This window comes from Micromonospora sp. CA-244673 (genome assembly GCF_050948395.1).
In the GTDB taxonomy this organism is placed as follows: Bacteria; Actinomycetota; Actinomycetes; order Mycobacteriales; family Micromonosporaceae; genus Micromonospora.
Map to the genome: position 1 here is coordinate 5,005,674 of NZ_CP192019.1, position 24,866 is coordinate 5,030,539.

At 75.0% G+C, this 24,866-nt stretch carries 20 protein-coding genes; 10 read left to right on the forward strand and 10 right to left on the reverse strand.

Features of this window, described 5'->3' with window-relative positions; all coding sequences use genetic code 11:
* Window positions 1-20: 20 nt before the first annotated feature.
* The 3 genes from ACQP12_RS22840 to ACQP12_RS22850 are packed head-to-tail and all read right to left on the reverse strand — an operon-like array spanning window position 21 to window position 2,046.
* Entirely contained in the window at window positions 21-692 is a 672-nt protein-coding gene (locus ACQP12_RS22840; RefSeq protein ID WP_433281878.1) for a methyltransferase domain-containing protein, read from the reverse strand.
* Window positions 689-1,375, reverse strand: coding sequence for a TIGR04282 family arsenosugar biosynthesis glycosyltransferase (locus ACQP12_RS22845; RefSeq protein WP_433281880.1), 687 nt, complete (start codon window positions 1,373-1,375; stop codon window positions 689-691). The genes ACQP12_RS22840 and ACQP12_RS22845 overlap by 4 nt, the downstream gene beginning before the upstream one ends.
* Window positions 1,372-2,046: a glycosyltransferase family 2 protein gene (locus tag ACQP12_RS22850; RefSeq protein ID WP_433281882.1), complete on the reverse strand. Its 675-nt coding sequence runs from the start codon at window positions 2,044-2,046 to the stop codon at window positions 1,372-1,374. Before ACQP12_RS22850 ends, ACQP12_RS22845 begins: the two co-directional genes overlap by 4 nt.
* 144 nt (window positions 2,047-2,190) lie before the next feature.
* On the opposite strand from ACQP12_RS22850, the gene ACQP12_RS22855 reads away from it, so the two are divergent.
* Window positions 2,191-3,591 (forward strand): hypothetical protein, encoded by a 1,401-nt coding sequence (locus tag ACQP12_RS22855; RefSeq protein ID WP_433281884.1) that lies wholly within the window; start codon window positions 2,191-2,193, stop codon window positions 3,589-3,591.
* A gap of 89 nt (window positions 3,592-3,680) precedes the next feature.
* Here the strand turns inward: ACQP12_RS22855 and ACQP12_RS22860 are convergent, their stop codons facing one another.
* A complete protein-coding gene (locus tag ACQP12_RS22860) occupies window positions 3,681-4,742 on the reverse strand; it encodes an NAD-dependent epimerase/dehydratase family protein (RefSeq protein WP_433281886.1) in 1,062 nt (353 codons plus the stop codon).
* Between the two features lie 169 nt (window positions 4,743-4,911).
* Here ACQP12_RS22860 and ACQP12_RS22865 point away from each other — a divergent pair, with 169 nt between their 5' ends.
* Window positions 4,912-6,228, forward strand: a complete 1,317-nt coding sequence (locus ACQP12_RS22865) for a molybdopterin-dependent oxidoreductase (RefSeq protein WP_433281888.1) — start codon at window positions 4,912-4,914, stop codon at window positions 6,226-6,228.
* Window positions 6,221-6,670, forward strand: coding sequence for a hypothetical protein (locus tag ACQP12_RS22870; protein ID WP_433281890.1), 450 nt, complete (start codon window positions 6,221-6,223; stop codon window positions 6,668-6,670). Before ACQP12_RS22865 ends, ACQP12_RS22870 begins: the two co-directional genes overlap by 8 nt.
* A 28-nt stretch (window positions 6,671-6,698) precedes the next feature.
* Here the strand turns inward: ACQP12_RS22870 and ACQP12_RS22875 are convergent, their stop codons facing one another.
* Window positions 6,699-7,370, reverse strand: coding sequence for a maleylpyruvate isomerase N-terminal domain-containing protein (locus ACQP12_RS22875; RefSeq protein WP_433281893.1), 672 nt, complete (start codon window positions 7,368-7,370; stop codon window positions 6,699-6,701).
* Window positions 7,371-7,526: 156 nt separating this feature from the next.
* Here ACQP12_RS22875 and ACQP12_RS22880 point away from each other — a divergent pair, with 156 nt between their 5' ends.
* From ACQP12_RS22880 to ACQP12_RS22895, 4 genes are all read left to right on the forward strand, one after another.
* The gene (locus tag ACQP12_RS22880; protein WP_433281895.1) at window positions 7,527-8,342 is read left to right on the forward strand and encodes a DedA family protein; all 816 of its coding nucleotides are present in this window, start codon (window positions 7,527-7,529) and stop codon (window positions 8,340-8,342) included.
* A 63-nt stretch (window positions 8,343-8,405) separates the two neighbouring features.
* Window positions 8,406-9,581: a sensor histidine kinase gene (locus ACQP12_RS22885; RefSeq protein ID WP_433281897.1), complete on the forward strand. Its 1,176-nt coding sequence runs from the start codon at window positions 8,406-8,408 to the stop codon at window positions 9,579-9,581.
* Entirely contained in the window at window positions 9,572-10,216 is a 645-nt protein-coding gene (locus ACQP12_RS22890) for a response regulator (protein WP_433281899.1), read from the forward strand. The genes ACQP12_RS22885 and ACQP12_RS22890 overlap by 10 nt, the downstream gene beginning before the upstream one ends.
* A 164-nt stretch (window positions 10,217-10,380) precedes the next feature.
* The gene (locus tag ACQP12_RS22895; protein ID WP_357948250.1) at window positions 10,381-10,833 is read left to right on the forward strand and encodes a YbhB/YbcL family Raf kinase inhibitor-like protein; all 453 of its coding nucleotides are present in this window, start codon (window positions 10,381-10,383) and stop codon (window positions 10,831-10,833) included.
* 34 nt (window positions 10,834-10,867) lie between these two features.
* On the opposite strand, the gene ACQP12_RS22900 is transcribed toward ACQP12_RS22895, so the two are convergent.
* Window positions 10,868-11,755 carry a phosphatase PAP2 family protein gene (locus ACQP12_RS22900; protein ID WP_357948247.1) on the reverse strand — a complete coding sequence of 296 codons (888 nt, stop codon included), beginning with the start codon at window positions 11,753-11,755 and terminating at the stop codon, window positions 10,868-10,870.
* 94 nt (window positions 11,756-11,849) lie between these two features.
* Here ACQP12_RS22900 and ACQP12_RS22905 point away from each other — a divergent pair, with 94 nt between their 5' ends.
* Window positions 11,850-12,524, forward strand: coding sequence for a DUF3159 domain-containing protein (locus ACQP12_RS22905; protein WP_433289394.1), 675 nt, complete (start codon window positions 11,850-11,852; stop codon window positions 12,522-12,524).
* A 287-nt stretch (window positions 12,525-12,811) separates the two neighbouring features.
* Here the strand turns inward: ACQP12_RS22905 and ACQP12_RS22910 are convergent, their stop codons facing one another.
* A complete protein-coding gene (locus ACQP12_RS22910) occupies window positions 12,812-15,709 on the reverse strand; it encodes a glycoside hydrolase family 48 protein (RefSeq protein WP_357948241.1) in 2,898 nt (965 codons plus the stop codon).
* A gap of 854 nt (window positions 15,710-16,563) precedes the next feature.
* Between ACQP12_RS22910 and ACQP12_RS22915 the strand changes: the two genes are divergently transcribed.
* The gene (locus tag ACQP12_RS22915) at window positions 16,564-18,057 is read left to right on the forward strand and encodes a GH1 family beta-glucosidase (RefSeq protein WP_433281902.1); all 1,494 of its coding nucleotides are present in this window, start codon (window positions 16,564-16,566) and stop codon (window positions 18,055-18,057) included.
* A gap of 46 nt (window positions 18,058-18,103) precedes the next feature.
* Here ACQP12_RS22915 and ACQP12_RS22920 read toward each other — a convergent pair whose 3' ends face one another.
* The 3 genes from ACQP12_RS22920 to ACQP12_RS22930 all read right to left on the reverse strand — a co-directional run bounded on the left by ACQP12_RS22920 (window position 18,104) and on the right by ACQP12_RS22930 (window position 22,642).
* Window positions 18,104-18,526: a roadblock/LC7 domain-containing protein gene (locus ACQP12_RS22920; RefSeq protein WP_433281904.1), complete on the reverse strand. Its 423-nt coding sequence runs from the start codon at window positions 18,524-18,526 to the stop codon at window positions 18,104-18,106.
* Window positions 18,523-21,132, reverse strand: a complete 2,610-nt coding sequence (locus ACQP12_RS22925) for a nitrate- and nitrite sensing domain-containing protein (protein ID WP_433281906.1) — start codon at window positions 21,130-21,132, stop codon at window positions 18,523-18,525. Before ACQP12_RS22925 ends, ACQP12_RS22920 begins: the two co-directional genes overlap by 4 nt.
* 127 nt (window positions 21,133-21,259) lie before the next feature.
* A complete protein-coding gene (locus tag ACQP12_RS22930) occupies window positions 21,260-22,642 on the reverse strand; it encodes an FGGY family carbohydrate kinase (protein WP_433281908.1) in 1,383 nt (460 codons plus the stop codon).
* A gap of 260 nt (window positions 22,643-22,902) precedes the next feature.
* On the opposite strand from ACQP12_RS22930, the gene ACQP12_RS22935 reads away from it, so the two are divergent.
* Complete coding sequence (locus ACQP12_RS22935; RefSeq protein WP_433281910.1) at window positions 22,903-24,822, forward strand: chorismate-binding protein; 1,920 nt, start codon at window positions 22,903-22,905, stop codon at window positions 24,820-24,822.
* Window positions 24,823-24,866: the final 44 nt, after the last annotated feature.

The window sequence follows — 24,866 nt, forward strand, 5'->3', positions numbered from 1 at the left end:
GACGCGGCGGGGATCGGAGCCTACGAGGTGGTGAGCTCGGCGAACCAGCGGTGGCCGGCAGGAAACACCTCGCGGACGGCGAGCCCGGCCGCGGCGGCGGGGGCGTGCACCGCCAGAGCGTCCAGCCACGCCCAGCGGAAGCTTGGTCCCCGGTAGCGGCCGGACACCACGTGCACCCGCCCCTGCCAGGTCCCGGCCCCGGGCGGCTCGACCTCGACCAGCACCGTGCCGGCCGGGCGCAGCAGCCGCCGACACCGGCGCAGCAGCTTCCCGGGATTCCCGCCGATGCCGATGTTGCCGTCCAGCAGCACCACGTGCTGCCACCTGCCTTCGGCCGGCAACGGCGCGAACAGGTCGGCCCGGACGGCGACGGCGCCGCGGGCCCGGGTCAGCGCGACCGCCCGGGCCGAGACGTCGACGCCGAGCGTGGTCACTCCGGCGCGGGTGAGCGCCAGGGTGACCCGGCCCGGGCCGCAGCCCAGGTCCAGCGTCGGGCCGGCGCAGCGGGCCACCACCGCGGCGGCCGCCGGCTCGGCCGGCCCGTGCCACCGCTCCACCGGCAGCCGGCGGCGGGTGCCGTCGGCGTGCACCAGCCAGTGCGCGTCGACGTCGCGGTGGCGCAGCACGGCGCCGAAACCGTTGCTGTCCGGGTCGAGCGGGCCGCCGGCCGACCGCGCGGCGAGATCGGTCACTGCCGGCCCCCGGCAACCGGGGTGCGCCGGAGCGCGGCGATCTCCCGGGCGAAACGGCCCGCCGGGACCAGGTCGGCAACCGCGAGCGCGTCGGTCCAGTCGTCCACGTCGCGCAGCACCGGCAGCGTCCCGACACGCAGGCCGCGGCCGGCCAGCGCGGCCCGGGTGAGCCGCCCGGTGTCGGGGGTGGACATCGGCACCTCGCGCAGCGCCGCCGCCTGCCGGGGGTCGCGCAGGCCCAGCGCCCACCAGCCGCCGTCCGCGGCAGGGCCGAGCACCGCGTCGGTCCGGGGCGCCACCAGCCGGCGTACGGCGGCGGCCAGCCCTGCCGCGGTGAGCTGCGGGGTGTCCATGCCGATCTGGAGCACCGGCCGCCCCGGGTACGCGGCGGCCACGTCGGCGTACGCGTGGGCGAGCCGATGGGCGAGGTCGTCGCCCCGCTGGGGCAGCACCGGCCAGCCGGCAACCGCGGCGGCGAGGTCCGGCCCGTCCTCGGCGTCGGCGAACCGGCCGGCCAGCGCCAGCACCGGGACGACGCCCGGGGTGGCGGCGACGGCGTCGAGGGTGTCGCGCAGCGCGGCGGCGGCGATCCGGGCCGCCTGCGCGGGCTCGGCGGGCGGGCAGAGCCGCGTCTTGACCGCCCCGGCCACGGGCGCCTTGGCCACCACCAGCAGGACGGTCACCGCCGGCCGTCCACGCTGCGCAGCACCGTCAGGAAGTCGCGGGTGGCGCGTACGGTGCCGCGGACCGAGCCGGAGACCTTGGAGCGGGTGCCGGCGGCGCGCGGCGCGTAGCGGACGTCGCGCTCGTGGATGCGCCAGCCGGCGCCGGCGGCCCGGATCATCAGCTCCAGTGGGTAGCCGAAGCCACGGTCGGCGACCCCGAGGGCGAGCAGGGCCTCCCGCCGGGCCACCCGGATGGGGCTGAGGTCCCGCAGCGGCACCCCGCGCTGTCGCAGGAGCGCGGCGACCAGCGCCGTGCCGGCGCGGGCGTGCCACGGCCAGACCCCGGCGGACACCGGCCGGCGCCGGCCCACCGCGAGGTCGGCGGTGCCGGCCGCCACCGGGGCGACCAGGGCGGGAAGCTCGCCCGGGTCGAACGAGCCGTCGGCGTCGAGGACGCAGACCAGATCGCTCTCGGCGTGTTCCAGGCCGGTGTGCACGGCCGCGCCGTAGCCGCGGCGGGCTTCGCGGACCACCCGGGCGCCGTGCCGGGCGGCCACCTCGGGCGAGCCGTCCCGGGACCCGTTGTCCACCACGATGGCCCGGTAGCCGGGCGGCAGGGCGGTCAGCACGCCGGGCAGGGCGGCGGCCTCGTCCAGGCACGGCAGCACCACGTCGATCTGTGTCCGCATGCCACCGACGCTAGGCCCGCGGGCACTACCGATGGCCCCGATCGTGCTTACGGAACCCTTACCGAGCAGGCAATTCTTACCGTCCGGTGACGGCCGGCGGTTCCACCGTGACGGCCCTCGGGCAGGCAGTATCGTCCGGTCGTCATGAGACCCGAAGCCGCCGTGCGCCGGCCCCCCGTCACCTCCCGGGCCATCCCGAAGGACCGGGGCGACCTGCTCGTGCTGGCCGTCGAGGCGATGCTGCTCGGCGCCGCCGTCGCGGTGGGGCTCGTGCTCAACCGGCGCGACGTGGGGCTGCACGCGGACGCCGCCCCGCTCTACGCGACCTGGCGGCCCCACCTCGGGTGGGGCACGCCGCTGGCGGTGCTGGTCGCCGTGGTCGTGCTCGGGCCGGGCCTGCGCTGGGCGCGGACCGCCCGGTGGGGTCCGCTGCTGGCGGCCGGCTGGCTGGCCGCGGTGGCCTGGACGCTGTCGCTGGCGCTGATCGACGGCTGGTCGGCCGGGCTGGCCCGGCGGCTCACCGCGCAGGCCGAGTACCTGCACGAGGTGCCCGGCGTCGGCGACATCCCCCGGATGCTGGCCGGCTTCACCGACCGGATCCTGGACTTCCAGCCCGACTCCTGGTCCACCCACACGGCGGGGCACCCGCCGGGCGCGCTGCTGGTCTTCGTCTGGCTGGACCGGATCGGCCTGGGCGGCGGCGCCGCGGCCGCGCTCTGCTGCGTGCTGGTCGGCGCGACCGCCGCGGTCTCGGTGCCGGTCACCCTGCGCGCGCTGGGCGCCGCCGAGGCAGCCCGCGCGGTGCTGCCGTTCCTGGTGCTGCTGCCCGGCGCGGTCTGGCTGGGCGCCTCCGGCGACGCCGTCTTCACCGGCGTGGTCGCCGCCGGACTGGCGCTGCTGGCGGTGCGCGGGCCACTCGCGGCCCTGGCCGGCGGGCTCCTGCTCGGCTTCGCGCTGCACCTGTCCTACGGGTTCGTGCTGGTGGGAGCGCTGGCGCTGGCCGTGCTGGCCCTGCGCCGCGACCGCCGCCGGGCCGCGCTGCTCGCCGCGACGGCCGGCGTCGCGGCCGTCACGGCGCTGTTCGTGCTGGCCGGTTTCCGCTGGTGGGAGGGGTACGACCGGGTCGTCGAGCGCTACTACCAGGGCTGGGCGACCGACCGCCCGTACGCCTACTGGGTCTGGGCGAACCTGGCAGCTCTGCTGCTCTCCGCAGGGCCGGCACTCGGGCCGGCGCTGCGCCGCGCGGTGCTGGCGGCCCGCGTGCACCTGAGCGGGGCCGGAGCCCCGGGTGGCGGCGGGGGGCCGGTCGCGCGGGTGATCGCGCTCGGGCCGACCGTCCTGCTACCGGCCGCCGCCGCACTCGCCGTTGCCGCCGCCGACCTGTCCGGGATGAGCAAGGCCGAGGTGGAGCGGATCTGGCTGCCGTTCGCGGTCTGGTTGCTGGTCGCCGCGGCACACCTGCCCGCGCCGGCCCGCCGCTGGTGGCTGGCCGCCCAGGCGCTCACCGCCCTCGCCGTCAACCACCTGCTCCTCACGGTCTCCTAGGCGCACACCGGTGGCGGACGGTGGTTGATGCCCGCCGCGGTGATCATCCTGAACCGGACGGATCGCGCCGCCGACAGATGCTCGACGGGTCAGCCGACCAGGGCGGCGGGTTCGCGCAGCGGGTCGGTGGCGAAGGCGGTCACGCCGTCGACGAAGCTGACCCGGGCGGTGTAGGCGAGCAGGTCGCGGGCCCGGGTCGGGTCGGCCACGACGTGCCGGACGTCGGCGGCCCGCGCGCCGCCGAGCACCTCGGGCTCGGGCCCGCCCATGGCCCGGGCCAGCGCGGCCGCCAGGTCGCCGACGGTGTGCGGCTCGCCGGAGCAGACGTTCACCGGGACCAGGCCGTCGGGTGTTGGCGCGGTGAGCGCCAGCAGGTTGGCCCGGGCCACGTCGGTGACGTGCACGAAGTCGCGCCGCTGCCGGCCGTCCTCGTACACCCGGGGCGGCCGGCCGGCGGCCAACGCCGAGCGGAACAGCGACGCGACCCCCGCGTAGGGCGTGTCGCGGGGCATCCGGGGGCCGTAGACGTTGTGGTAGCGCAGCGCCCACACCCCTCCCCCGGTCTGCCGGGCCCAGGCCACCGCGTAGTGCTCCTGCGCGAGCTTGCTGGCCGCGTACGTGCTGCGCGGCTCCAGCGGGGCGTCCTCGGGCACCAGGGCCGGGTCGAGGCTGGCCCCGCAGGCCGGGCAGGTCGGGTCGTACCGGCCGGCGGCGAGGTCGGCGGGCCGGCGCGGGGCGGGCCGGACCACGCCGTGCCGGGCGCAGGTGTAACGCCCCTCGCCGTAGACCACCATCGAGCTGGCCAGCACCAGCCGGGACACCCCGGCCCGGTGCATGGCGGCGAGCAGCACCGCCGTGCCGTGATCGTTGTGGGCGGCGTAGTCGGGGGCGTCGGACGGGTCGACCCCGTGCCCCACCATGGCCGCTTGGTGACAGACCGCGTCCACCCCGGACAGCAGCCGGTCCAGCAGTGCGGCGTCACGGACGTCGCCGACGACCAGGTCGTGCGGCCGGGACCACTCCGGCGGCGCGCCGCCGTGCGCCTGGGGCAGCAGCGCGTCCAGGCAGACCGGCTGGTGGCCCTCGGCGGCCAGCAGGTCGGCGATCTGCGATCCGATGAAGCCGGCAGCGCCGGTGACCAGTACCCGCATGCGGCCAGGCTAGGGCACTGCGGGGTCGGGCCTGGCCGGTTCGGGGTGGACGTCAGCGGTCCGTAAGGGATGAGCGTAAGCGTTCGGTAATGCGGCAAACCGGACCGGCCGGCGGGTGCCGCGTCTAGCGTCTGGCTGGGAACGGAAGCCCCACGGGCGAGGAGGAGACGTGTCCGCTGGTCCAGGTCCGCACGACCCACCGTCCGCCGTCCCGGCGGGACTGTGGCGCGGGCTGGCCCGGCACCGGCCGCCCGGGGTCGACGCCCTCGATCGGGCCTGGCGCAGCCCGGTCCGCGGGCCCTGGCTCACGTCGGTGCTCGGCGCCGTGCTGCTGGCCGCCCTGCCCCTGGTGATCGTCACCGGGCTGCTCGACTGGATCGCCTACGGGCCCCGCCTCGACCAGGCGTTCCCCCGGGACGTGGGCTGGCTGCACCCGCCGGTGTTCGACTGGCCCACCCGGCCCGCCTGGCTGTTCCGCGTCACCCAGGGGCTGCACGTGACCCTCGGGATCGTGCTGGTGCCGGTGGTGCTGGGCAAGCTCTGGTCGGTGGTGCCGAAGCTCTTCGACTGGCCGCCGGCCCGCTCGGCCGCCCAGGTGCTGGAGCGGCTGTCGCTGCTGCTGCTGGTCGGCGGCATCCTCTTCCAGACGGCCACCGGCCTGCTGAACATCCAGTACGCGTACCTGTTCGGCTTCGACTTCTACACGGCGCACTGGTACGGCGCCTGGATCTTCACGGCCGCGTTGGTCACCCACGTGGCGATCAAGCTGCCCCGGATGGTCACCGCGCTGCGGGGACCGGGGTTCGCGCGTACCCCGCTGGGGCGGACCCGGCCGGAGCCGGCGGATCCGGACGGCCTCGTGGCCCGGCGGCCCGGGCCGGCGACGATGAGCCGGCGCGGTGTGCTCGCCCTGGTGGGCGGCGGGTCGCTGCTGCTGGCGGCGCTGACCGTCGGGCAGAGCGTCGACGCGCTGCGGCGTACCGCGCTGCTCCTGCCACGCGGCCGCAAATTCGACGGCGGGCCGACCGGCTTCCCGGTCAACCGCAGCGTGGTCGCGGCCGGCGTGACCCCCGAGCAGACCGGGCCGCGGTGGCGGCTCACGCTGCGCGCGGGGAACCGCACGGCTGCGCTGGACCGGCCCCGGCTGCTCGGCATGGCGCAGCACACGGCAACCCTGCCGATCGCCTGCGTGGAGGGCTGGTCGACCTCGCAGACCTGGACCGGCGTCCGGCTGCGTGACCTCGCCGGGCTGGTCGGGGCGGCCGATCCGGCGACCGCGCGGGTGCGGTCGCTGGAACCGGCCGGCCTGTTCCGCGAGGCCGTCCTGCACGGCGGCCAGGTGACCGACCCGGACGCGCTGCTCGCCCTGCGGGTCAACGGCGTCGACCTCAGCCCCGACCACGGCTTCCCGGCGCGGATCATCGTGCCCGCGTTGCCCGGGGTGCACTGCACCAAATGGGTGGCGGAGATCGTGTTCGATGGCTGACCTCCGGCGCGCCTACGGCGCCGCGCCCTGGCACCCGCTGCTCCTGGCCGGCTGCTTCGCGGTCACCGGGTGGATCGCGCTGCGGCTGGCCGGTGAGGCGTCGGCCGGCCGGATGCTGCTGTGGTTCCTCGGCGCGGTGATCGCCCACGACCTGGTCCTCTTCCCGGTGTACGCGTCACTCGACCGGGTGGCGCGCCGCGCCCTGGCCCGGGGCGGCATCCCGTCGCCGCTGAACCACGTCCGGGTCCCGGCGCTCGGCGCCGGCCTCCTGTTCCTGGTCTACCTGCCCGGGATCCTCGGACTCGGCGACGGCACCTACGCCTCGGCGACCGGCCTGGCGCCCCGGGTCATGCTCGGCCGGTGGCTGGTGGTCAGCGGCGTGCTCTTCGCCGTCAGCGCGCTGATCTACGCGGCACGCCGGCTCGGCCGCCGCAGACCGTGAGACCGGGCCGGTCGCCGAGCCGGGCCGGTCAGCCGCCGAAGGAGAGCCAGCGCCACCCGGTCCCGTCCAGCACCGCCCGCTCCGCGCCGGTCAGCGGCTCCCGGCCGGTGGCCTTGCGCACCAGGGTGAGCGCGTCCCAGCCGAGCCCGTCGGGGGCGGGCCGGCCATGGGCCAGCAGGTCGGCCACCACGGCCGCCGCGGTCGGGGTCAGCCACGGCCGCCGGTCCAGCGCGTCGGCCAGGTCCAGGCCGTGCACCGCGACCTCCACCACCCGGGTACGCAGGAACTCCGTCAGCGCCATCGCGTCGCCGTGCCTGGTGCGGACCAGCCGCCCCGGCGGCTCGGCGGCCACCGCCGCGTCGGCGGCCCGCCAGGCCCGCGCGAAGCCCTCCGCCACCTCGGGTACGCCGGGCAGCTCCCGGGCCTCCCGCCGGGCGCCGTCGATCCGGTCCCGGTCGACCTCGGGCGCGAACTTGGCCGCCCCGAAGTAGCCGGCGGCATCCACCTCGGCGCGCTCGGGGGCCGGCGCGGCGAGCATGCCGACCAGCCTTCCGGCGCCGGTGCGCACGTGCGCCAGCAGGTCCCGGACCGCCCAGGGCGGGCAGGGCGTGGGCCGGTCCAGGTCCGCCGCGTCGAGGCCGCGCAGCACCCCTTCCAGCCGTGCGCACTCGTCGCGGAACCCCGCCCGTACCGTGTCCATCCGCCGCGCCTGCCTTCCCGCTCCTGGTGGAGCGGGTAAGAGTATTCGGTCCTGCCCGGGTGCGGTTTTCCGCACCCCGGCCCGCTGGGGTCGACCTTCCGGAGTCGGCGGTCGACCTCATGGTCCGGACCGCGGTGAGTTCCTAGCGTCGTGGGCATGATCTTCTTGTGGAACGCGGCGACGCACGCCGGCTCGTGGGCTCAGGATGCTGATCCGCCATCAGGCGGCCTGGTCGGGTTGGTGACCGGCCTGGTGGAGCGACTCGGCGCGCCCGGAGCCGGCCTGGCGGTCGCGTTGGAGAACCTGTTCCCACCGATCCCCAGTGAGGTCATCCTGCCGCTGGCGGGCTTCGCCGCCGGCCAGGGCCGGATGAACCTGTTCGCCGCGATCGCCTGGACCACGATCGGCTCGGTAGTGGGCGCGGTGGCGCTGTACGCCGTCGGCGTGGCCCTCGGACGGGACCGGGTCCGCGCGATCGCGGCGCGGCTGCCGCTGATCAAGTTGAGTGACCTCGACCGGACCGAGGCGTGGTTCGCCCGGCACGGGGTGAAGACCGTCTTCTTCGGGCGGATGATCCCGATCTTCCGGAGCCTGATCTCGATCCCGGCCGGTGTGCAGCGGATGCCGTTCGGCACGTTCCTGCTCTACACCACGCTGGGCAGCCTGGTCTGGAACACCGTGTTCGTGATGGCCGGTTACGTGCTCGGGGACAACTGGCGTGCCGTCGAGCCGTACGTGGGGACGTTCCAGAACGTGGTCATCGCGGTCTGCGCGCTCGCCGTGGGGTTCTTCGTGGTGTCGCGCCTGATCGGGCAGCGACGGAGGCGTTCGGCCGTCGACGGCGAGCAGGCACCGGGCCCGCGTGTCGGATCACACGGGAACCGCGGGCCGGATCGTGCGGACCCCGCCGTGCGCGGCACCCTGTACGGCACCCCCCGCCGGTCCGAGGCGGGTCGTCACGGCCTCCGCTGACCGGTGGCGAGAGGGTCGGTGGCCGGCCGGGATCCGGGACGGCACGAGCTGGGGAGGGACGGCATGGTGGCGAAGCGCGTGCGGCACGCTCGGTCGTGGGTCGGCACGGCGGCCCGGTGGGCCCGGCCCGTGGCCGGTGTGGCGCTCGGCGTCCTCACCGCCGCGGCCGAGGTGCTGTTCCTCCTCCTCGCCGGGCTCGCCGTGGTCACGGTCGCACCGGTCCCGGCGGCCCGGCGCCGCGTGGCGGCCACCACCCTCCGGTACGCCCGGCGCATCGCCGACTGGGAGCGGCGCCGCCTCGCGGTCGTCGCCTCGGAACCACCGCCGCCACCGCTGCGGGTGAGCGGACCGCGCGTACTCGGCTATCTCGCCGCCCGTCTCCTGCCGGCCGCGCTCGGCCTGCTCACCGGCGGCCTGCTCGTGGTCGGCGCCGTGCTCGCCGCCATCGTGGTGCGCTCCTTCGTCGCGGGCGCCATGACCGTGGCCGACCTCCTCCTCCAGGCGTTCATCGGGTCCGCCCTGCTGCTGCTGAACCTCCAGGCGACGGCGAGCGTGGCGACGCTGGACCGGTGGTTGGCGCGCGGGCTGCTCGAATCCAGCAGCCGCGAGGCGCTGCAACTGCGGATCAGCGAGCTGACCGTCAGCCGGGCCGGCGTGCTGGCCGCGGTCGACGCGGAACGCCAGCGCATCGAACGCGACCTCCACGACGGGCTGCAGCAGCACCTCGTCGCACTCGGAATGCTGCTCGGGCGGGCGCGCCGCAGCCGCGACCCCGACCGGGCGCGCGAACTCCTCGTGCAGGCCCACGAGGACACCCAGCGCGCCATCGACGAGCTGCGGGAGGTGGCCTGGCGGGTCTATCCCTCGGCACTCGAGCACACCACCCTGGACGAGGTGCTGGGCATGGTGGCGCAACGGTCATCGATTCCCGTCCGGATCAGCTACGACGTGCCCGTCCGGCCGGCCCGACCGATCGAGACCGTGCTCTACTTCGTCGCCTGCGAAGCGATCACCAACAGCACCAAACACGCGGGAGCTACCCTGATCACCATCGAGATCGAGACGCGGGACGCGGGAATCGAGATGCGGGTGCGCGACGACGGCATCGGGGGCGCCGACCCGCACGGCAGCGGCCTTCAGGGGCTCGCCCGCCGGGTCACCGCACTGGACGGACAGTTCGACCTGCACAGCCCACCCGGCGGCCCGACGACGATCCGGGTTCAGGTGCCATGCGCGTAGTGCTCGCCGAGGACTCCACGCTGCTCCGCGAGGGGCTGGCCCGCCTCCTCGCCGACGAGGGGCACCAGGTGGTCGCCGCCACCGCCGACGCCGAGCAGCTCGTCGCCGCCGTCGAGCAGCACCGACCGGACGTCGTCGTCACCGACGTCCGCATGCCGCCCACCAACACCGACGACGGGCTCCGGGCGGCGCTGGAGATCCGGCGCCGCTGGCCGGACACCGCCGTGCTGGTCCTCTCCCAGTACGTCGAGCGGCGCTACGCTGCGAAGCTCCTCGCCGACCGGTCCGAAGGCGTCGGCTACGTCCTGAAGGACCGCGTCGCCCAGGTCGAGGACTTCCTCGACGCGCTCAACCGCGTCGCCGCCTGCTCCACCGCGCTCGACCCCGAGGTCGTCCGGCAGCTCATGTCCTCGACCAGCCACACCGACCCGCTCGGCCGCCTCACCCCGCGGGAGCGCGACGTGCTGCACCACATGGCTCAGGGGCACACCAACGCCGCCATCGCCGAGCGGCTGCACGTCTCCCAGAGCGCGATCGAGAAGCACGTCAACACCATCTTCGACAAGCTCGACCTGACCCACGTCACCGGCTACAGCCGCCGGATCCTCGCGATCCTGCGCTACCTCGGCTCATAGCCGAGGACGAACGCGTCGAGATCGCCTGGCAACGCCGTTCGTCCTCCAGTTCCGGTAACCGATCCCGAAGACCGGTTCCCGCTTCGGCCTGCGCACCTCCTCCCACCGTCGTTTCGTCGCCCACCCGCCGGGTACGCGCCGGTGGACGAGAAAGGGGGCGCCGAATGGCCGGCATCATGCTGCGCAGCACCGCGTTCACCGACCACGACCTGCTGCCCGGGCGGTTCGCCAAGGACGGCGACAACGTCTCACCGCCGTTGCAGTGGTCGGACGTGCCGGACTCCACCGAGGAGCTGGTCCTGCTCGTCGAGGACCCGGACGCGGGCAAGGAGCCGTTCCTGCACTGGCTGGTCACCGGGATCTCGCCGCAGACCGCCGAGGTGCCCGAGGGCGGGATACCGCCGGGCGGCCGGGAGTGGCCGAACAGCTTCGGCGAGACCGGCTGGAGCGGTCCGCTGCCGCCGCGGGGTGAGGAGGCGCACCGCTACTTCTTCCGCCTCTACGCGCTGAACCGGCCGCTGGACCTGTCCGGCGCGCCGCAGGCCACCGAGGTGCACCGCGCGCTCAAGGGCCGGGAGATCGCCAGCGGCACCACGATCGGCACCTACTACCGCTGACCCGCTCCGGGGACCGGCCGGGGATCCCGGCCGGTCAGCCCTTCCAGCGGGGCACGAGGCGGTGCACCACCGCGAGCACCAGCGCGGCCACCACGGCGATCGTGCCGGCGATGCCGGCCGCGCTGCCCGCGTACCCGATGAAGAGCGGACGCCGGGTGAGCGCCTCGACGGGGGTGGTGGAACGGTCGACCAGCCAGGACAGGGCGAGCGCCGAGACGACCAGGGCGAGGGCGCCGCCGAGGCCGAGCACGGCGGCCGCGACCCGGTGGGAGTCGGCCGGCGAGACCTGGGCCTGTTCGCGCTGGAAGAACAGGAGCACCAGGCCGGCGACCGCGGCCCAGGCGCCGACCACCAGGAACGCGGCGACGGCGTCGCTGGGCCGGTGCCAGCCGGCGGAGAGGGTCGCCACCCCGGCGGCGGCCGCGTAGCCGGCGCCGAGGAACGCGCCGGCCACCCGCAGCTTCGGCGGCAGCACGAGGATCAGCGCGACCGCCACGGACGCGGCCACGGCGGTGTGGCCGCTGGGCAGGCTGTTGCCGGCCGCGGCCCGCTCCGGGTCGATGCCGAAGTCGGGGCGGTCCAGGTAGCGCTTGAGCAGTTGGGTGCTGATGTTGGCGCCGGCGATGAGCAGGGTGGCGGTGACGGCGAGTGCCTTGCGACCGCGGATCAGCGCGATGAAGCCGATCATGGCGGTGGCGGCCAGCAGCGACACCACCGACATGGCGTTGAGGATGCGGTTGACCGGGCCGTCGATGCGGTCCTGGCCGATGCGGTTGCCGGTCAGGGCGACGGTGTCGAGCCACTGGCCCAGCTCGGTGTGCACGGCGAAGCGCCACACCATCAGGAACGCCGCTGTCTGGGCCAGGGCCAGTACGACCAACCAGACCGCCGTCCAACCCCTTGCCGTCTCGCGCACCCGCACAACTTAACGGCCCGCGCGGTCCGGCGCTCGTCGGAGCCCCGCGACCGCCGGGTTAGGTTGGGGACGCGACGGGAGGAGGTGGCGGGTGACCAGCATGCCGGAGCCGGAGCGGCCGTCCGGGGACCGGCCGGAGTCGCTGGCCGACCTCCTCGGTGGCCGACGGGGCGCGGTCGACGCCACCGTGCCGCCGGTGGCGTTCGCCGTCGGCTGGCTGGCCGCCGGGCTGTGGGGCGGGGTGGTCGCCGCGGTGCTGGCCGGGTCGGCGGTGGCGGGTTGGCGGTGGCGGCGCGGGGACCGGCCGCGGTCGGTGCTGATCGGGTTGCTCGCCGTCTGCGTGGCCGCGCTGGTCGCGCTGCGGACGGGCCGCGCCACCGACTTCTTCCTGCTGCAGCTCGTCTCCAACGCGGCGAGCGCGCTGGCCTGGATGGTCAGCATCGTGGTGCGCTGGCCGCTGCTCGGTGTGCTGGTCGGCGTGGCGCTGGGCCAGCGCGGCCGCTGGCGGCGCGATCCGGCGCTGCTGCGGGCCTACGGGCGGGGCAGCTGGGTCTGGGCCGCCACCTATCTGCTGCGGGTGGCGGTGTTCGTGCCGCTGTGGCTCGGCGGGCAGGTGGTCGCCCTGGTGGTGGCACGGGTGGCGCTGACCTGGCCGCTCGTCGCGGCGGCGCTGGCGGTGAGCTGGCTGGTGATCCGGCGGTCGCTTCCGGCGGATCACCCGGGGCTGCGGCATCCGGTCACGCCGTCCGATGCGGACGCCGCTCCGGTGAAGTAAAAGAGAGGCCGCCACGGGGGGAGCGGCCTCTCCGTGAAATACGGTACTCCGTCCACGGCGGTGGTGTGATCCCGTGGAGCGCCGATTTTCCCGGTCTTTTTTGCGGCAAGTTCGTCTCCGGGCGGATGGGTGGGCCGGTCCGTCCGCTGCGTCGGCCGGACGGCCGGCCCACCCGGCCCGACCGTGGGAATCGGGCCGCCCGCCGACCGGGCCGCTCCGTTCCCCCTTCGGCCCGGTCGGCCTCCTGCGCGGGGCGGGCGGGCCCGCCCCGCGCAGGAGTGGTCAACTCACCCCGCCGGGAAGTAGGTGCCGTAGTCGGCGTACGCCATGGCGACGTCCGCCTGGGCCCAGAACCGGTGGTAGTTGAAGACCGGCTCGGCGCCCCCGTTGAGGTACGCCTGCACCTTCGGCCAGTCCGGGTCGTTCTTGTAGAACGAGCGGATGTCCAGGAAGCTCTTGCCGGCGGCGATGGCGTCGCCGTTGGGCATCTTCCCGGTCCAGCCGGAGGGGATGTAGAGGCCCTGGCCGTCCGCGGCGTTGTAGACGTCGTCGAAGCGCTTGTAGTCGCCGCGCTTCTCCGGCATCGAGACGCCCCTGGTGTCGGCGGCGGCCGACAGCGCGTCCAGCAGGCCCTTGGCGGTGGTCTTCGCCGCGGCGTTGCCGGACTTGGCCGCGTAGGCGATGAGGGTCCGGGCGTAGGCGGCGGCGACGCCGACGTCCTGGCCCTTCACCGTCACCTCGACGTGCAGGTTGGTGTTCGGCTGCGGGCTGGTCGGGTTCCAGTTGGCGGGCTGGCCGGTCCACTTCATGTCCGAGGGGATCGACCAGTTGGCGCCCACCGTGGTGTTGGCGATGGCCCACGGCACCCACTTGTCCAGCAGCGCCTTGGCCTTGGCGTTGCCGGTCTGCAGGTACAGCTCGGCGATCCGCTGCATCGACCAGGCCTGCATGCCGAACCACTGGTTCGACGGCGGGTCGTTGTAGACCGGGTCGACGTCGTAGAACATGCCGTAGAAGGTGGCGGTGCCGGCCGGCGGCTGGGCGTAGCTGCCGTCCCAGCTGTTGGTGGCGCCACCCGCGATGCCGCCCTCGGCGGACTGGAGCCAGGTGTAGAACTCCAGCTGCCGGTCGAAGCTCTTCTGCCAGTCCGCGGTTGCGGTCGCCGACTTGGGCTTGAGCTCCGGCACGTTGGTCAGCGCCCAGGCCGCGAACGGGTTCTGGTAGCCGAAGTGGTTGTGGCTGGAGCCGATCCGCCAGGACCAGTTCTGCGCGGTGTCGTACGCGCCGCCCCAGGCGTAGTACCAGGAGAGCAGGTAGTGCGCCGAGTCGCGGCCGCTGCCGGCCGGGCAGGTGGACGCGCCGACGCAGTTGCCGATCTTCTTGAAGTACTTGTCGAACATCGCGTAGCGCAGGTAGTCACCCATCTTGGCGGCCTTCGCCACGGTGGCCGCGACGTCGGCCTCCCGGCCCTGTGCCTTGGCCCAGGTCAGCGCCCAGTAGGCGGCCTGCACGGCGCGCGCGTCGGCGTCCGGGGCGTTGGTGTACTTCCACTGCTTCGCCGGGGCGCTGGACTCCTTGACGAACAGGTCGAGGTAGCCGTACTGGCCGCCGTGCTTGAACGTGTCGCAGGACGGCTGCGGCACGGTCTCCCAGACCGATTCCTGGGTGCCGCGCTGGAAGGTGTTGATGTAGGCCGGGCGGCTGGTGCCGTCGCCGCAGCGGCCGTAGCCGTAGGTGTTGTCGACGTCCAGCAGCCAGTGCATGCCGTAGATGTCGCCGGTGCCGTAGGTCGACTGGAGTTCCGAGCGGAGCGGGTCCTGGCCGACCGGGACGTTGGGCTCCAGCGCCGACGGGTACTGGCTGGGCAGGTTGTGCTCGGCGGCGTACTGGGGGGTGCCCGGGGCGCCGGCGGTGGGCTGGTCGGCGTGCGACGGGATGATGTACTTCTCCATCACCGTCCAGGCGTTGTTGAACGGGGCCCAGTTCTGGGTGACCCGGCCGTACTGCGCCTCCAGCCAGAGCCAGAAGCTGAACGCCTCCGAGGTGGTCTCGTGGCCGTGGTCGGGCGCCTCGACGATGAGCGTCTCGACGGAGTGGTACGGCACGCCCTCGGGGCTGAAGTAGCCCGAGTTCTTGATCTTGCCGTACTGGTCGAGGAACTTCTTGATGTACGCGTTGTCCCCGCCCGGGGTGTCGTTGTCGACCTCGGTGGCGGTGACCGCGACGGGCGCGAAGCCGGTGGCCGAGGCGGTGATCGTCGCGGTGCCGCCGAGGGTGTCGGCGTCCTCCGCGGCCGCGACCGTGGCCGTGACCCCGGTGTTCCAGTTGCTCGGGGTCAGGGTCAGCGTCGTGGGCGACACGGTCACGTCGCTGTCGCCGGTGACGGCGAGGGTCACCGGGACGTTGGCGGTCGGGGCGGCGCTCAGGGTGAACTTCACCGGGGAGGTGCCGCCCTCGCTGACGCTCACGGCCGACGGGGTCGCCACCAGCACCGGGCCGGTGGCGGGGCTGACCGTGAAGGACTTCTCGGCGACCGCGGTGGCGTTGGCGTTGTCGTACGCCTTGGCCTGCACGGTGTAGCTGCCGGCGGGCAGGTCCTCCAGGGTGTATCCGTACGGTGCCGTGGTGTCGGTGTTGACCAGCAGGCCGTTGCGGTAGAACTCGACCTTGGCGATCGTGCCGTCCGGGTCGGCCGCGGTGGCGGTCAGCGGGACGTCGGCCGGCGCCTCGAACGGCCCGTTCGGCAGGCCAAGCGAGACGGTGGGCGACTGGTTGGTGGGCGCGCCGTTGCAGGCGACCCCGTTGAGGGTGAAGGCGGTGGGCTTCGGGTTGCTGCCGGTGTGTGCGCCGTTGAAGCCGATGGTGGTGGACGCGCCGGTGGGCAGGCTGCCGTTCCACGACTCGTTCGTCGCGGTCACCTCGCTGCCGGACTGGCTCCATCGGGCCGACCAGCCCTGGGTGAGCTTCTGGCCGCTGTTGGGGAAGGCGAACTTCAGCGTCCAGCCGTTGAGCGCGTCGCCCAGGTTCTTGATGGTGACGTTGGCGGTGAAGCCGTTGTTCCAGTCACTGGTCACATAGGTCACGTCGCAGGCCGGGGCGGCCTGCGCGGCGCCCGCCGGCAGGGCCACCCCGCCGATGGCGAGGGCGGTGGCGGCGAGCATCGCCGTTCGGCGACGTCTGGCCATGAGTCTCATGTGCGCGGTGTCTCCTCGGACCGGGCCGGGACGCGGGGCCCCGGCGGGGCGCCTCCTCGCGTCGACGTGGCGTACGCGGGGGGACGGAGGCGCCCGGAAAGGTGGTCGACCCGGCCGTGCCGGGGATTCGGGCGCCGCACCGGTGTCACCGGGTGCCCTCGGCGGCCCGCACTCGCGCGAGCTGGCTCCGCGTGGTGGTGGAGAGTGTGCCATGGAAGCGCTCCCACCACAACGGCCAGCGCAGACACCCACGTCGATGTTTCGATCTCGTTTTGGGGCTTTCACAAAGCCGTGACGGGCGTTACAGTCGCAAGCATCGCCGATGGGAGCGCTTCCATCGACGGAGATGCAAGTAAGAGATCGCCGGGGACCTGACGTGCCCGGCACCCAGCCCCAGGGGCTGACGGCGGGCCAGCCCGGACGCCGCCGTCAGCCATCACCCACCGACATGGAGGGAGGTGGAACCAGAGCCACTCGCGTGGCCCGGCTCCCGCGCGACACGCACGACCGGACGCCAATTCCACTCGTGCGTGTGTGCATCACAGGTGGGGACGGGGGTTGCCCTCCCCCGTCCCCACACTAAACCCCCGTTGTCGACGGGAAAAGAGGCCGACGGGACAGGCGCGACACGCCGCCCGGACGGCCTTCTTCGCTATCCGCACCGCCCCATCGCCGCTCGCCCCCGCCGCCCGAGCGACACCCACCCACGCACACCTCCGGCCGCCCGCCGGCCGGGCCGCCCCTCTGCCGCGGTCCGCCCTCGGGGACGCGGCCGGTCGCGCCTGGCCTATGCTGGGAGCGCTCCCGGCCTCTCGGGGCGGCCAGTCACTCCGAGGAGAACGCCCATGTCGCTACTCACCAGACGGCGCCTGCTCCGCCGTGCCGCCCTCTCCGCGACCGCCGCCGGAGCGGCCCGCAACGGGCTGGCCGGCGCCGCCGCCGCGGGCACCGTCGCGTCCGCGACCACCGTCGCCGGCTGCGACGGCACGCCCGATCCCGACGGCGAGGCGGACCCCGACGGGGCGCTGCGCTTCCCGCCCGGCTTCGGCTGGGGCGCGGCCACCTCGGCGTACCAGATCGAGGGTGCGGCCAAGGAGGACGGGCGGGGCGAGTCCGTCTGGGACACCTTCAGCCACACCCCGGGCCGCACGCGCAACGGCGACACCGGCGACGTCGCGGCCGACCACTACCACCGGTACCCCCAGGACCTCGACCTCATGCGCGACCTCGGGCTGCGCAGCTACCGGTTCTCCATCTCCTGGCCCCGGATCCAGGCCGACGGGTCCGGGCGGCCCAACCAGCGCGGCCTGGACTTCTACCGCCGGCTGGTGGACGGGCTGCACGAGCGCGGCATCGCGCCGATGGCCACCCTGTTCCACTGGGACCTCCCCCAGGCCCTCCAGGACGCCGGCGGCTGGGAGAACCGGGACACCGCCGAGCGCTTCGCCGACTACGCCGACCTGGTCTTCCGCGCCCTCGGCGACCGGGTGCCCGTCTGGCTGACCGTCAACGAGCCGAAGACCGTGGTGCAGAACGGCTACCTCGGGGGGCACCACGCGCCCGGCCGGCAGGACCCGGCGGCGGCGTACCTGGTCGCCCACCACCTCCAGCTCGCCCACGGCCTCGCCGTCCGCGCGCTGCGCGCCACCGGCGTCGAGGGGCGGATCGGCCCGGCGCTCAACCTGCACCCCTGCTACCCCGCCGACGAGACCGCCGAGGCGGCCGCCGCGACCCGGCTGTACGACGGCTACGAGAACCGGCTCTACCTCGACTCGATCTTCAAGGGCGCGTACCCGGCGGACGTGCTGGCCGACCTCGGCCCGGAGAGCCGGATGGTGCGCGGCGTGCGCGACGGCGACCTGGAGATCATCTCCAGCCCGGTCGACCTGCTGGCGGTGCAGTACTACACGCCGATCTACGTCACCGGCCAGGGCGACACGGTCCGCCGGTGGCCGACGTCGGAGGCGGAGTGGCAGCAGATCTACCCAGAGGGGATGTACGACATCCTGACCCGGGTCACCCGGGACTACGGCCGGGTGCCGATCACCATCACCGAGAACGGCCTGCCCTGCCCGGACACCCTCGCCGCGGACGGCACCGTCGACGACACCGCCCGCATCGACTTCCTCCGCGACCACTTCGCGGCCGCCCACCGGGCCGTCCGGGACGGGGTGCCGCTGGAGAGCTACCACGTCTGGTCGCTGCTGGACAACTTCGAATGGAACGAGGGGTACGAGCAGCGCTGGGGCCTGGTCTACGTCGACTACCCGACCCAGCGCCGGGTGCTCAAGCGCAGCGCCCACTGGTACCGCGACGTGATCCGCCGCAACGGGCTGTAGGCGGGGCGGCCCGGCCGGCGCGCCACCGGCCGGGCCCGCCTCCCGCTCAGCGGGGCAGCGCCTGCTGGAGTTCGGCCCGCAGCGCCGGGGTGAGCATCTCGCCGGCCTGCTTGGCCAGCCGCGCCATCTCGTAACCGACCACGCCGATGTCGGCGTCGGCCCCGGCCAGCGTGGCCAGGATCGAGCCGTCCCGGATCTGCATGACCAGGAAGTAGCCCCGGCCCATCTCGACCACGGTCTGCTTGACGATGTCGCCGTCGAACATCTGGGCCGCGCCGGCGGTGATGCTCATCAGGCCCGAGGTCACCGCCGCGAGCTTGTCCGCGTGGTCGCGGGGCAGGTGCGCGGAGATCGCCACGAGCAGGCCGTCGGTGGAGACCACCACCGCGTGCGCCACCCCCGGCACCCGCTCCGCGAACGCGTTCACCAGCCAGCTCAGGTCCCGTGCCTCCTGGCTCAACGTCGTCACTGTCGTACTCCCCCTTCATCGCGCGGCAGGTACATCTCGGTGGTCTCCTCGGCCTCCGCCCGCCGCACCCCGCTGTAGTAGCGCGAGAGCATGCCGCCGACCGCCTCCGGGTCCGGCTCATCGCGCCCGGAGCGGTCCGGGGCCGTGGGCCGGGTGACCGAGGTGAGCTGGGCCATCGGTACGCGTACCGGCAGGCCCCGCTCGTTGGTGCCTCCGGTGACCGGCGTCGCGGCGGGCGGCGGCGTCACACCGAGCACCGCGGCCGACGGGCCCTGGCGGCTGAACCAGCCGCCGCCGGCCGGCGACCCGGCCGACGGGGCGAGCACGTCCTCGGCCCGGCCCGGCACGGGACGCGGCCTGGGCACGGGCGCGCCGGCCGGACGCGGCAGCGCCGCCTCCGTGCCGGGCAACGCCGCGCCGAGCGGAAGTCCCGTCAACGGCGACACCGGCAGCTCCGCCGGGGGCGCCGGCGGGCGGCGTCCGGCCACCGGCAGCTCGGCGGTCGGCGTGCCGAGCCGGGCGGCGCCGGACGACAGGCGGGAGGCGGCGGCCACCTGGCTGGTCAGCATCCGTGGCGCGGCCGGCTGGTCCAGCCCGGGCGCGGGCGCCGCGGCCAGCAGCTCGGCCGGGATCCGGACCCGGGCGACCAGGCCCTCCTGGCCGCCCCGCAGCCGCACCTGGACGCCGTGCCGGGCACCCAGGTGGCTCACCACGAACAGGCCCATCCGCTCGGAGGCGGCCACGTCGGCCGCCGGCGGCTCGGCCAGCACCGCGTTCGCCTCGGCCAGCGCGGCCGGGCTCATCCCGAGCCCCTGGTCGACGATCTCCACGAACGCGCCCCTGCCGTCCGCACCGGCGACGACGCGCACCACGGTGTCCGGCCGGGAGAAGGCGGTGGCGTTCTCCAGCAGCTCGGCGAAGAGGTGCACCAGGTCGCCCACCGCGTGCCCGACGACGTGCAGGTCGGACCGGGAGTCGTGGCGCACCCGCTGGTACTGCTCGATCTCGGCGCTGGCCGCCAGCAGCACCGCGCCGAGGCCCACCGGCCGGTTCCACCGCCGGCTGGACTCGGTGCCCGCGAGCACCAGCAGGCTCTCGTCGTTGCGGCGCATCCGGGCGGCGAGATGGTCGAGCTTGAACAGGTTCTCCAGCTGGTCCGGGTCGCTCTCCTCGCGTTCCAGCTCGTCGAGGAGTTCGAGCTGCCGCTCGACCAGCACCTGACTGCGCCGGGCCAGGTTGACGAACATCGCGTTGACGTTGCGCCGCATCATCGCCTGCTCGACCGCGACGTCGACCGCGCTGCGGTGCACCGCCACGAACGCCTCGGCCAGCTCGCCGATCTCGTCCTGCGAGTCGATCACCGAAGGCGGCACGTCGATCGCGACCACCGGGCGGTCCACGGCCCGCAACCGGTCCAGGGCGTGCGGCAGCTCCACCTGCGCGATCCGCAGCGCCTGGCCGCGCAGCTGCCGGATCGAGCGCGCCACCGACCGGCCGACCAGCAACGAGATCAGCACCGCCACCAGGAGCACGCCGACGATGCCGCCGACCACCAGCAGGGTGTCCCGCAGCTGCCGGGCGCTGGCGTCGTCGGCCTGGCGTACGGCGTCGTCGAGGACACCGGCCTCCAGCTGGTGCAGCAGCTCCTGCCGCTGCTCGCTGGCGGCCCACCACTGCGTCGCCGGCAGCAGCGCGGGCTCGGCGGCCCCGCTGGGCAGGGTCTTCTCCTCCAGCCGGGCGGCCGAGACGAACGCCGGGTCCACCGACGTCTCGTCGTAACGGCGGATCTGGTCGGTGGTCGCGGCGACCCGGAACGCGCCCAGCGCGGTGAGCTGCTGGGCGCGCAGGTCGGTCAGCGAGACCTGGTCGTCCGCCTCGTAGCGGCCGGCCCGGGCGGCGGCGTACAGCTCGGCCCGGATCCGCGAGGACAGCTCCTTGACCCGGGAGAGCTGCACGTACCGCAGCACGGCGTTGGTCAGCGCCCGCTGGTCGTCGCCCGGTGACGGCTCGGCCAGCAGGTTGAGCAGGGCGGCGATGGCCCGGTGGTAGTTGCTCAGCACGGTGTCGCTGGACAGCACCGCCGGCGGCACGGCGGCGCGGATGTAGACGACCTGGTCGTACGCCTCCAGCACCTCGGAGTAGGCCACCCGCCAGGCGGCGTCGGCGTCGGCGAGGGGCTCGGCCGCGGCGCGCAGGTCGGTCATCGCCCGGTCGGAGGCGTCCTGGAGCGGCTTGAGCGCGGCGACCGCCGCGTCCCGCTCGGCGCCGCCACCGGCCTTGCGCAGCGCGGCGAGTTCCCCGGCGGAACGGTCCCGCTCCTGCTGGAGGCGGTCCACCGCGGTGCTGATCTGCCGGCCGATGCCGACCTGCTGGGCGAAGTCGCTCAACGCGGTGGTCTGCCCGACCAGCCCCCGGGTCTGCACCCCGGCGAGCACCAGGAACGCCACCGAGGGCAGCACCAGCACGGTGGCGAGCTTCGTGCCCATCCGCCAGTCCCGCAACCGGAAGCGCGAGCGCCGCCGCCGATGCGGCGCCACCCGGTCGTCGGACGGGCTCCGGCGCGGCTGCGGCGCGGCGCCGCGAGCCGGGTCGGGACCTGCGCCCACAGGTTCCTCCTCGGTCCCCCTCGGCTCCACCGGGACGGGGAGCGGAAGTCCATCCAACCAGGCCGGCGGGCGGTGTCAAACGGTGCGGCCAACCGCACGAGCAGGAAAGCCGGCGGCGGGCGGGCGGCTACGGTGTCCGGCGCATCCCGCTCGTCCGTCCGCCGATGCCGCCCACGTGCGCCGCCTGGGCGATCCGGTCGAGCGCCACGAGCGCGGCACCGGTCGCCCCGATCTCCGGGTTGCTCTGGTAGCGCACCGTACGCGGGGCCAGCGCGTCGGCGAACGCACCCCGCCACCAGGCCGAGGCGGCCATCGCGCCGCCGCCGAGCACCACCTCGGTCGGATTGCCCACGCCGTCCTCCAGCAGGGCCAGGTCGGCGGCCACCAGCCGGCACAGCTCGGTCATCAGCACGGCGACGATGTCGACCGCCGTGGTGCCGAAACTCAGGCCCCGCAGCTCCCCGGCGCCGGCCGGGGTGACGCCGGGGGGCCGGTCCCCGCCGAGCCGCGGGTTGGCGAGCAGGGTCAGGTTCGCGCCGGCCCGATCCAGCGCGGCCTCCAGCTCGGCGCCCTGCGGCAGCCGCAGCTCGCGGGCCGCCCAGGCGAACAGGTTCCCGCCGCTGGAGTACGCCGCCCCGGTCACCACGTGCTCGTGGTCGACCCGGTAGCGCCAGAGCTGCTCGGGCAGGGGCGGCAACTCCGTACCGGCCGGCACGGCCTCGAGCAGGCGTACCGCGGCGGAGGTGCCGACGGTGACCGCGGCGCGGGAGGTGTCGACGCAGCCGGAGCCCACGTTGGACGCCGCGCCGTCGCCGACCGGGGCGGCCCAGCGGGCGTCGGCGAGCTGCGGCCAGCGCTGGGCGTGCTCGGTCCGGAGCCGGCCGCGCCACCGCTGCGGGGCCAGCGCCGGAAGGTCCTCGGGGCGTACGCCGGCCAGGTCGCACGCCTCGGCGTCCCATTCCAGCCGGCGCAGGTCGAGCAACCCGGTGCCGGAGGCCATCGACACGGACATCGGCGCCTCGTCGAGCAGCTCGCCGAGCGCGTACTCGACCAGCCCGCTGAAACGGGCGATCGGGCTGCCGCAGCGCTCCCGCAGCCAGGGCAGTCGCACGGTCCAGTAGCAGCGGTGCCACCAGGCGCCGGTGCGGTGGTGGAAGGCGTCCGGGTCGACCGGGCCGGCGCCGCCGGCGGGGGCCTCCGGCCGGGTGTCCATCCAGGTGAGCACCGGGCCCAGCGGCGCGCCGTCGGCGCCCAGCGGCAGCACCGAGTGCCACTGCGCCGAAATGGCCACCAGCTCGACGTCGCGCAGCCGCCCGCCGGCGGCCAGCTCGTCCAGACACTCCGCGAGGCAGGCCAGGTAGCGGGGGCCGTCCAGGACACCGGAGCCGTCGTCCCCGGTGACCAGGTGCACCTTCCGGCGGGCCAGCGCGCCGGGGCGCGGGACGGCGTCCGCGTCCAGCACGAGCCCGCGCACCGAGGAGGTGCCCAGGTCCAGAGCGAGAATGTCCATCGCGGGTCAACCTACCCGCCGGGAGCGGCCGTAAAGCCAAGATCGGCCGTGCCGGGCACGGCGATCGGGTTCCCCGGGCACCCCCGCTCGCGTACAGTGATCGCCATGCCCGCGCACCTGACCTGCTGGTGGCCCGCCGACCCGGCGGCCCACCCCCGCGCGTAGCTTCCCCACGCGGCCGCCCGACGAGGCGGCCGCCGGTCTCTCCCCGGCATCCCGGGTCGCCCCGCCGGCGGCCTCCGGCCCACCGAGGAGACCCGATGACCCGCCCGCACGACCCGCTCGCCGCCGTCGCGGCCGGCCTCGACCCCGGCCCGTTCGCGCTCGTCCGCCGCGAGGGCGCCGACCACGTCGACCTGTTCGCCGGTCCGGTACGCACGGCCGACCGGCTCGCCGACCTCCCGCTGCCCGACGGCGGCCCCGGGCCGCGCACCCTGGCCCTGGTCCCCTACCGGCAGATCGCCGAGCGCGGCTTCGCCTGCGTGGACGACGGCCTGCCGCTGGAGTACCTGCTGGTCTCCGAGCACCGGCGGCTTCCGCTCGACGAGGTGCTGGCGGCCCTGCCGGACGCGCCGGTGGTGACCCGCGACGCCGCCTTCGACATCTCCGACGCCGAGTACGCGGACACGGTGGGCCGGGTGCTGAGCGACGAGATCGGCCGGGGCGAGGGCGCCAACTTCGTCATCCACCGCACCCTGCGGGCCACGGTCGAGGGCGCGCCGGTGGTGGCCGCCCTGGCGGCGCTGCGCCGGCTGCTGCTGCGCGAGCGGGGCGCGTACTGGACGTTCGTGGTGCACACCGGCAGCCGCACCCTGGTCGGCGCCAGCCCGGAGCGGCACGTCAGCGTGGACGACGGCCTGGTCATGATGAACCCGATCAGCGGCACCTTCCGGCACACCGGCGCGGCGGCGGACCGGGCGGCCCTGCTGCGCTTCCTCGACGATCCCAAGGAGGTCGAGGAGCTGTACATGGTGCTCGACGAGGAGCTGAAGATGATGGCGACCGTCGCCGAGCACGGCGGCCAGGTGGTCGGGCCGTACCTGAAGGAGATGGCCCACCTCGCGCACACCGAGTACCTGCTGGCCGGGCGGGGTTCGCGGGACGTGCGGGAGGTGCTGCGGGAGACCATGTTCGCGCCCACGGTCACCGGCAGCCCGATGGAGAACGCCTGCCGGGTGATCGCCCGCCACGAGCGGACGGGCCGCCGCTACTACGCCGGGGTGCTCGCCCTGCTCGGCCGCGACGAGCAGGGCCGGCAGACCCTGGACGCGCCGATCCTGATCCGCACCGCCGAGCTCTCCCCGGACGGCGGGCTGCGGGTGCCGGTCGGGGCCACCCTGGTGAGGCACTCCACGGCCGAGGGTGAGGTGGCCGAGACGCACGCCAAGGCGGCCGGGGTGCTGGCCGCGCTCGGCCTCGGCCCGGACGCCCCGGCCCGCGGCGCCGAGCCCGCGCTGCGCTACGCCGACGACCCGCAGGTGCGCGCCGCGCTGGCTGCCCGGAACACGCCGCTGGCCCGGTTCTGGCTGGACCAGCGCGTGCCCGGGGCGACCGCGCTGCCGGGCCTGGCCGGCCACCGCGCGTTGATCGTGGACGGTGAGGACACCTTCACGGGGATGCTCGCCCACCAGCTCGGCGCCCTCGGCCTGGCCGTGACCCGCCGGGACTGGCACGACGCCGGCCCGGTCGACGGCTACGACCTCGTGGTGGTCGGTCCCGGCCCCGGCGACCCGAACGACCTCGCCGAGCCGAAGATGGCGAGCATGCGGGCGCTGCTGGCGGAGCTGCTCGCGGCGGGCCGGCCGACCCTGGCGGTCTGCCTCGGTCACCAGTTGCTCGCCGGGCTGCTCGGGCTTCCGCTGCACCGCCGGGACGCCCCCTACCAGGGGCTGCCGCGGGACGTGCCGGTGTTCGGATCGACCCGCCGCGTCGGCTTCTACTCCAGCTTCACCGCCCGCGCCGCCGCCGACCGGGTCGCCACCGCGTACGGGCCGGTGGAGCTGTCCCGGGACCCGGCGGACGGCGCGGTGCACGCGCTGCGCGGGCCGGGTTTCGCCGGGGTGCAGTTCCACCCGGAGTCGGTGCTCAGCCGGGACGGCATGGTGGTCCTGGCGGACCTGCTCGGGCACCTGCTGGCCCATCCGGCGCTGACCGGGCATGGACCGGCCGAACGCGGGTAGGGCGAGGGTTGACCGGTGGCGTGGACGAGCCGAGAGCCCTCGTC

Excerpts from the sequence above, each read along its gene's own strand:
- ACQP12_RS22935 (WP_433281910.1), top strand. The coding sequence starts at position 22,903 with ATGACCCGCCCGCACGACCCGCTCGCCGCCGTCGCGGCCGGCCTCGAC.
- ACQP12_RS22910 (WP_357948241.1), bottom strand. The coding sequence starts at position 15,709 with ATGGCCAGACGTCGCCGAACGGCGATGCTCGCCGCCACCGCCCTCGCC.
- ACQP12_RS22885 (WP_433281897.1), top strand. The coding sequence starts at position 8,406 with ATGGTGGCGAAGCGCGTGCGGCACGCTCGGTCGTGGGTCGGCACGGCG.
- ACQP12_RS22850 (WP_433281882.1), bottom strand. The coding sequence starts at position 2,046 with ATGCGGACACAGATCGACGTGGTGCTGCCGTGCCTGGACGAGGCCGCC.
- ACQP12_RS22860 (WP_433281886.1), bottom strand. The coding sequence starts at position 4,742 with ATGCGGGTACTGGTCACCGGCGCTGCCGGCTTCATCGGATCGCAGATC.
- ACQP12_RS22890 (WP_433281899.1), top strand. The coding sequence starts at position 9,572 with ATGCGCGTAGTGCTCGCCGAGGACTCCACGCTGCTCCGCGAGGGGCTG.
- ACQP12_RS22930 (WP_433281908.1), bottom strand. The coding sequence starts at position 22,642 with ATGGACATTCTCGCTCTGGACCTGGGCACCTCCTCGGTGCGCGGGCTC.
- ACQP12_RS22855 (WP_433281884.1), top strand. The coding sequence starts at position 2,191 with ATGAGACCCGAAGCCGCCGTGCGCCGGCCCCCCGTCACCTCCCGGGCC.
- ACQP12_RS22875 (WP_433281893.1), bottom strand. The coding sequence starts at position 7,370 with ATGGACACGGTACGGGCGGGGTTCCGCGACGAGTGCGCACGGCTGGAA.
- ACQP12_RS22905 (WP_433289394.1), top strand. The coding sequence starts at position 11,850 with ATGCCGGAGCCGGAGCGGCCGTCCGGGGACCGGCCGGAGTCGCTGGCC.
- ACQP12_RS22880 (WP_433281895.1), top strand. The coding sequence starts at position 7,527 with ATGATCTTCTTGTGGAACGCGGCGACGCACGCCGGCTCGTGGGCTCAG.
- ACQP12_RS22915 (WP_433281902.1), top strand. The coding sequence starts at position 16,564 with ATGTCGCTACTCACCAGACGGCGCCTGCTCCGCCGTGCCGCCCTCTCC.
- ACQP12_RS22870 (WP_433281890.1), top strand. The coding sequence starts at position 6,221 with ATGGCTGACCTCCGGCGCGCCTACGGCGCCGCGCCCTGGCACCCGCTG.
- ACQP12_RS22895 (WP_357948250.1), top strand. The coding sequence starts at position 10,381 with ATGGCCGGCATCATGCTGCGCAGCACCGCGTTCACCGACCACGACCTG.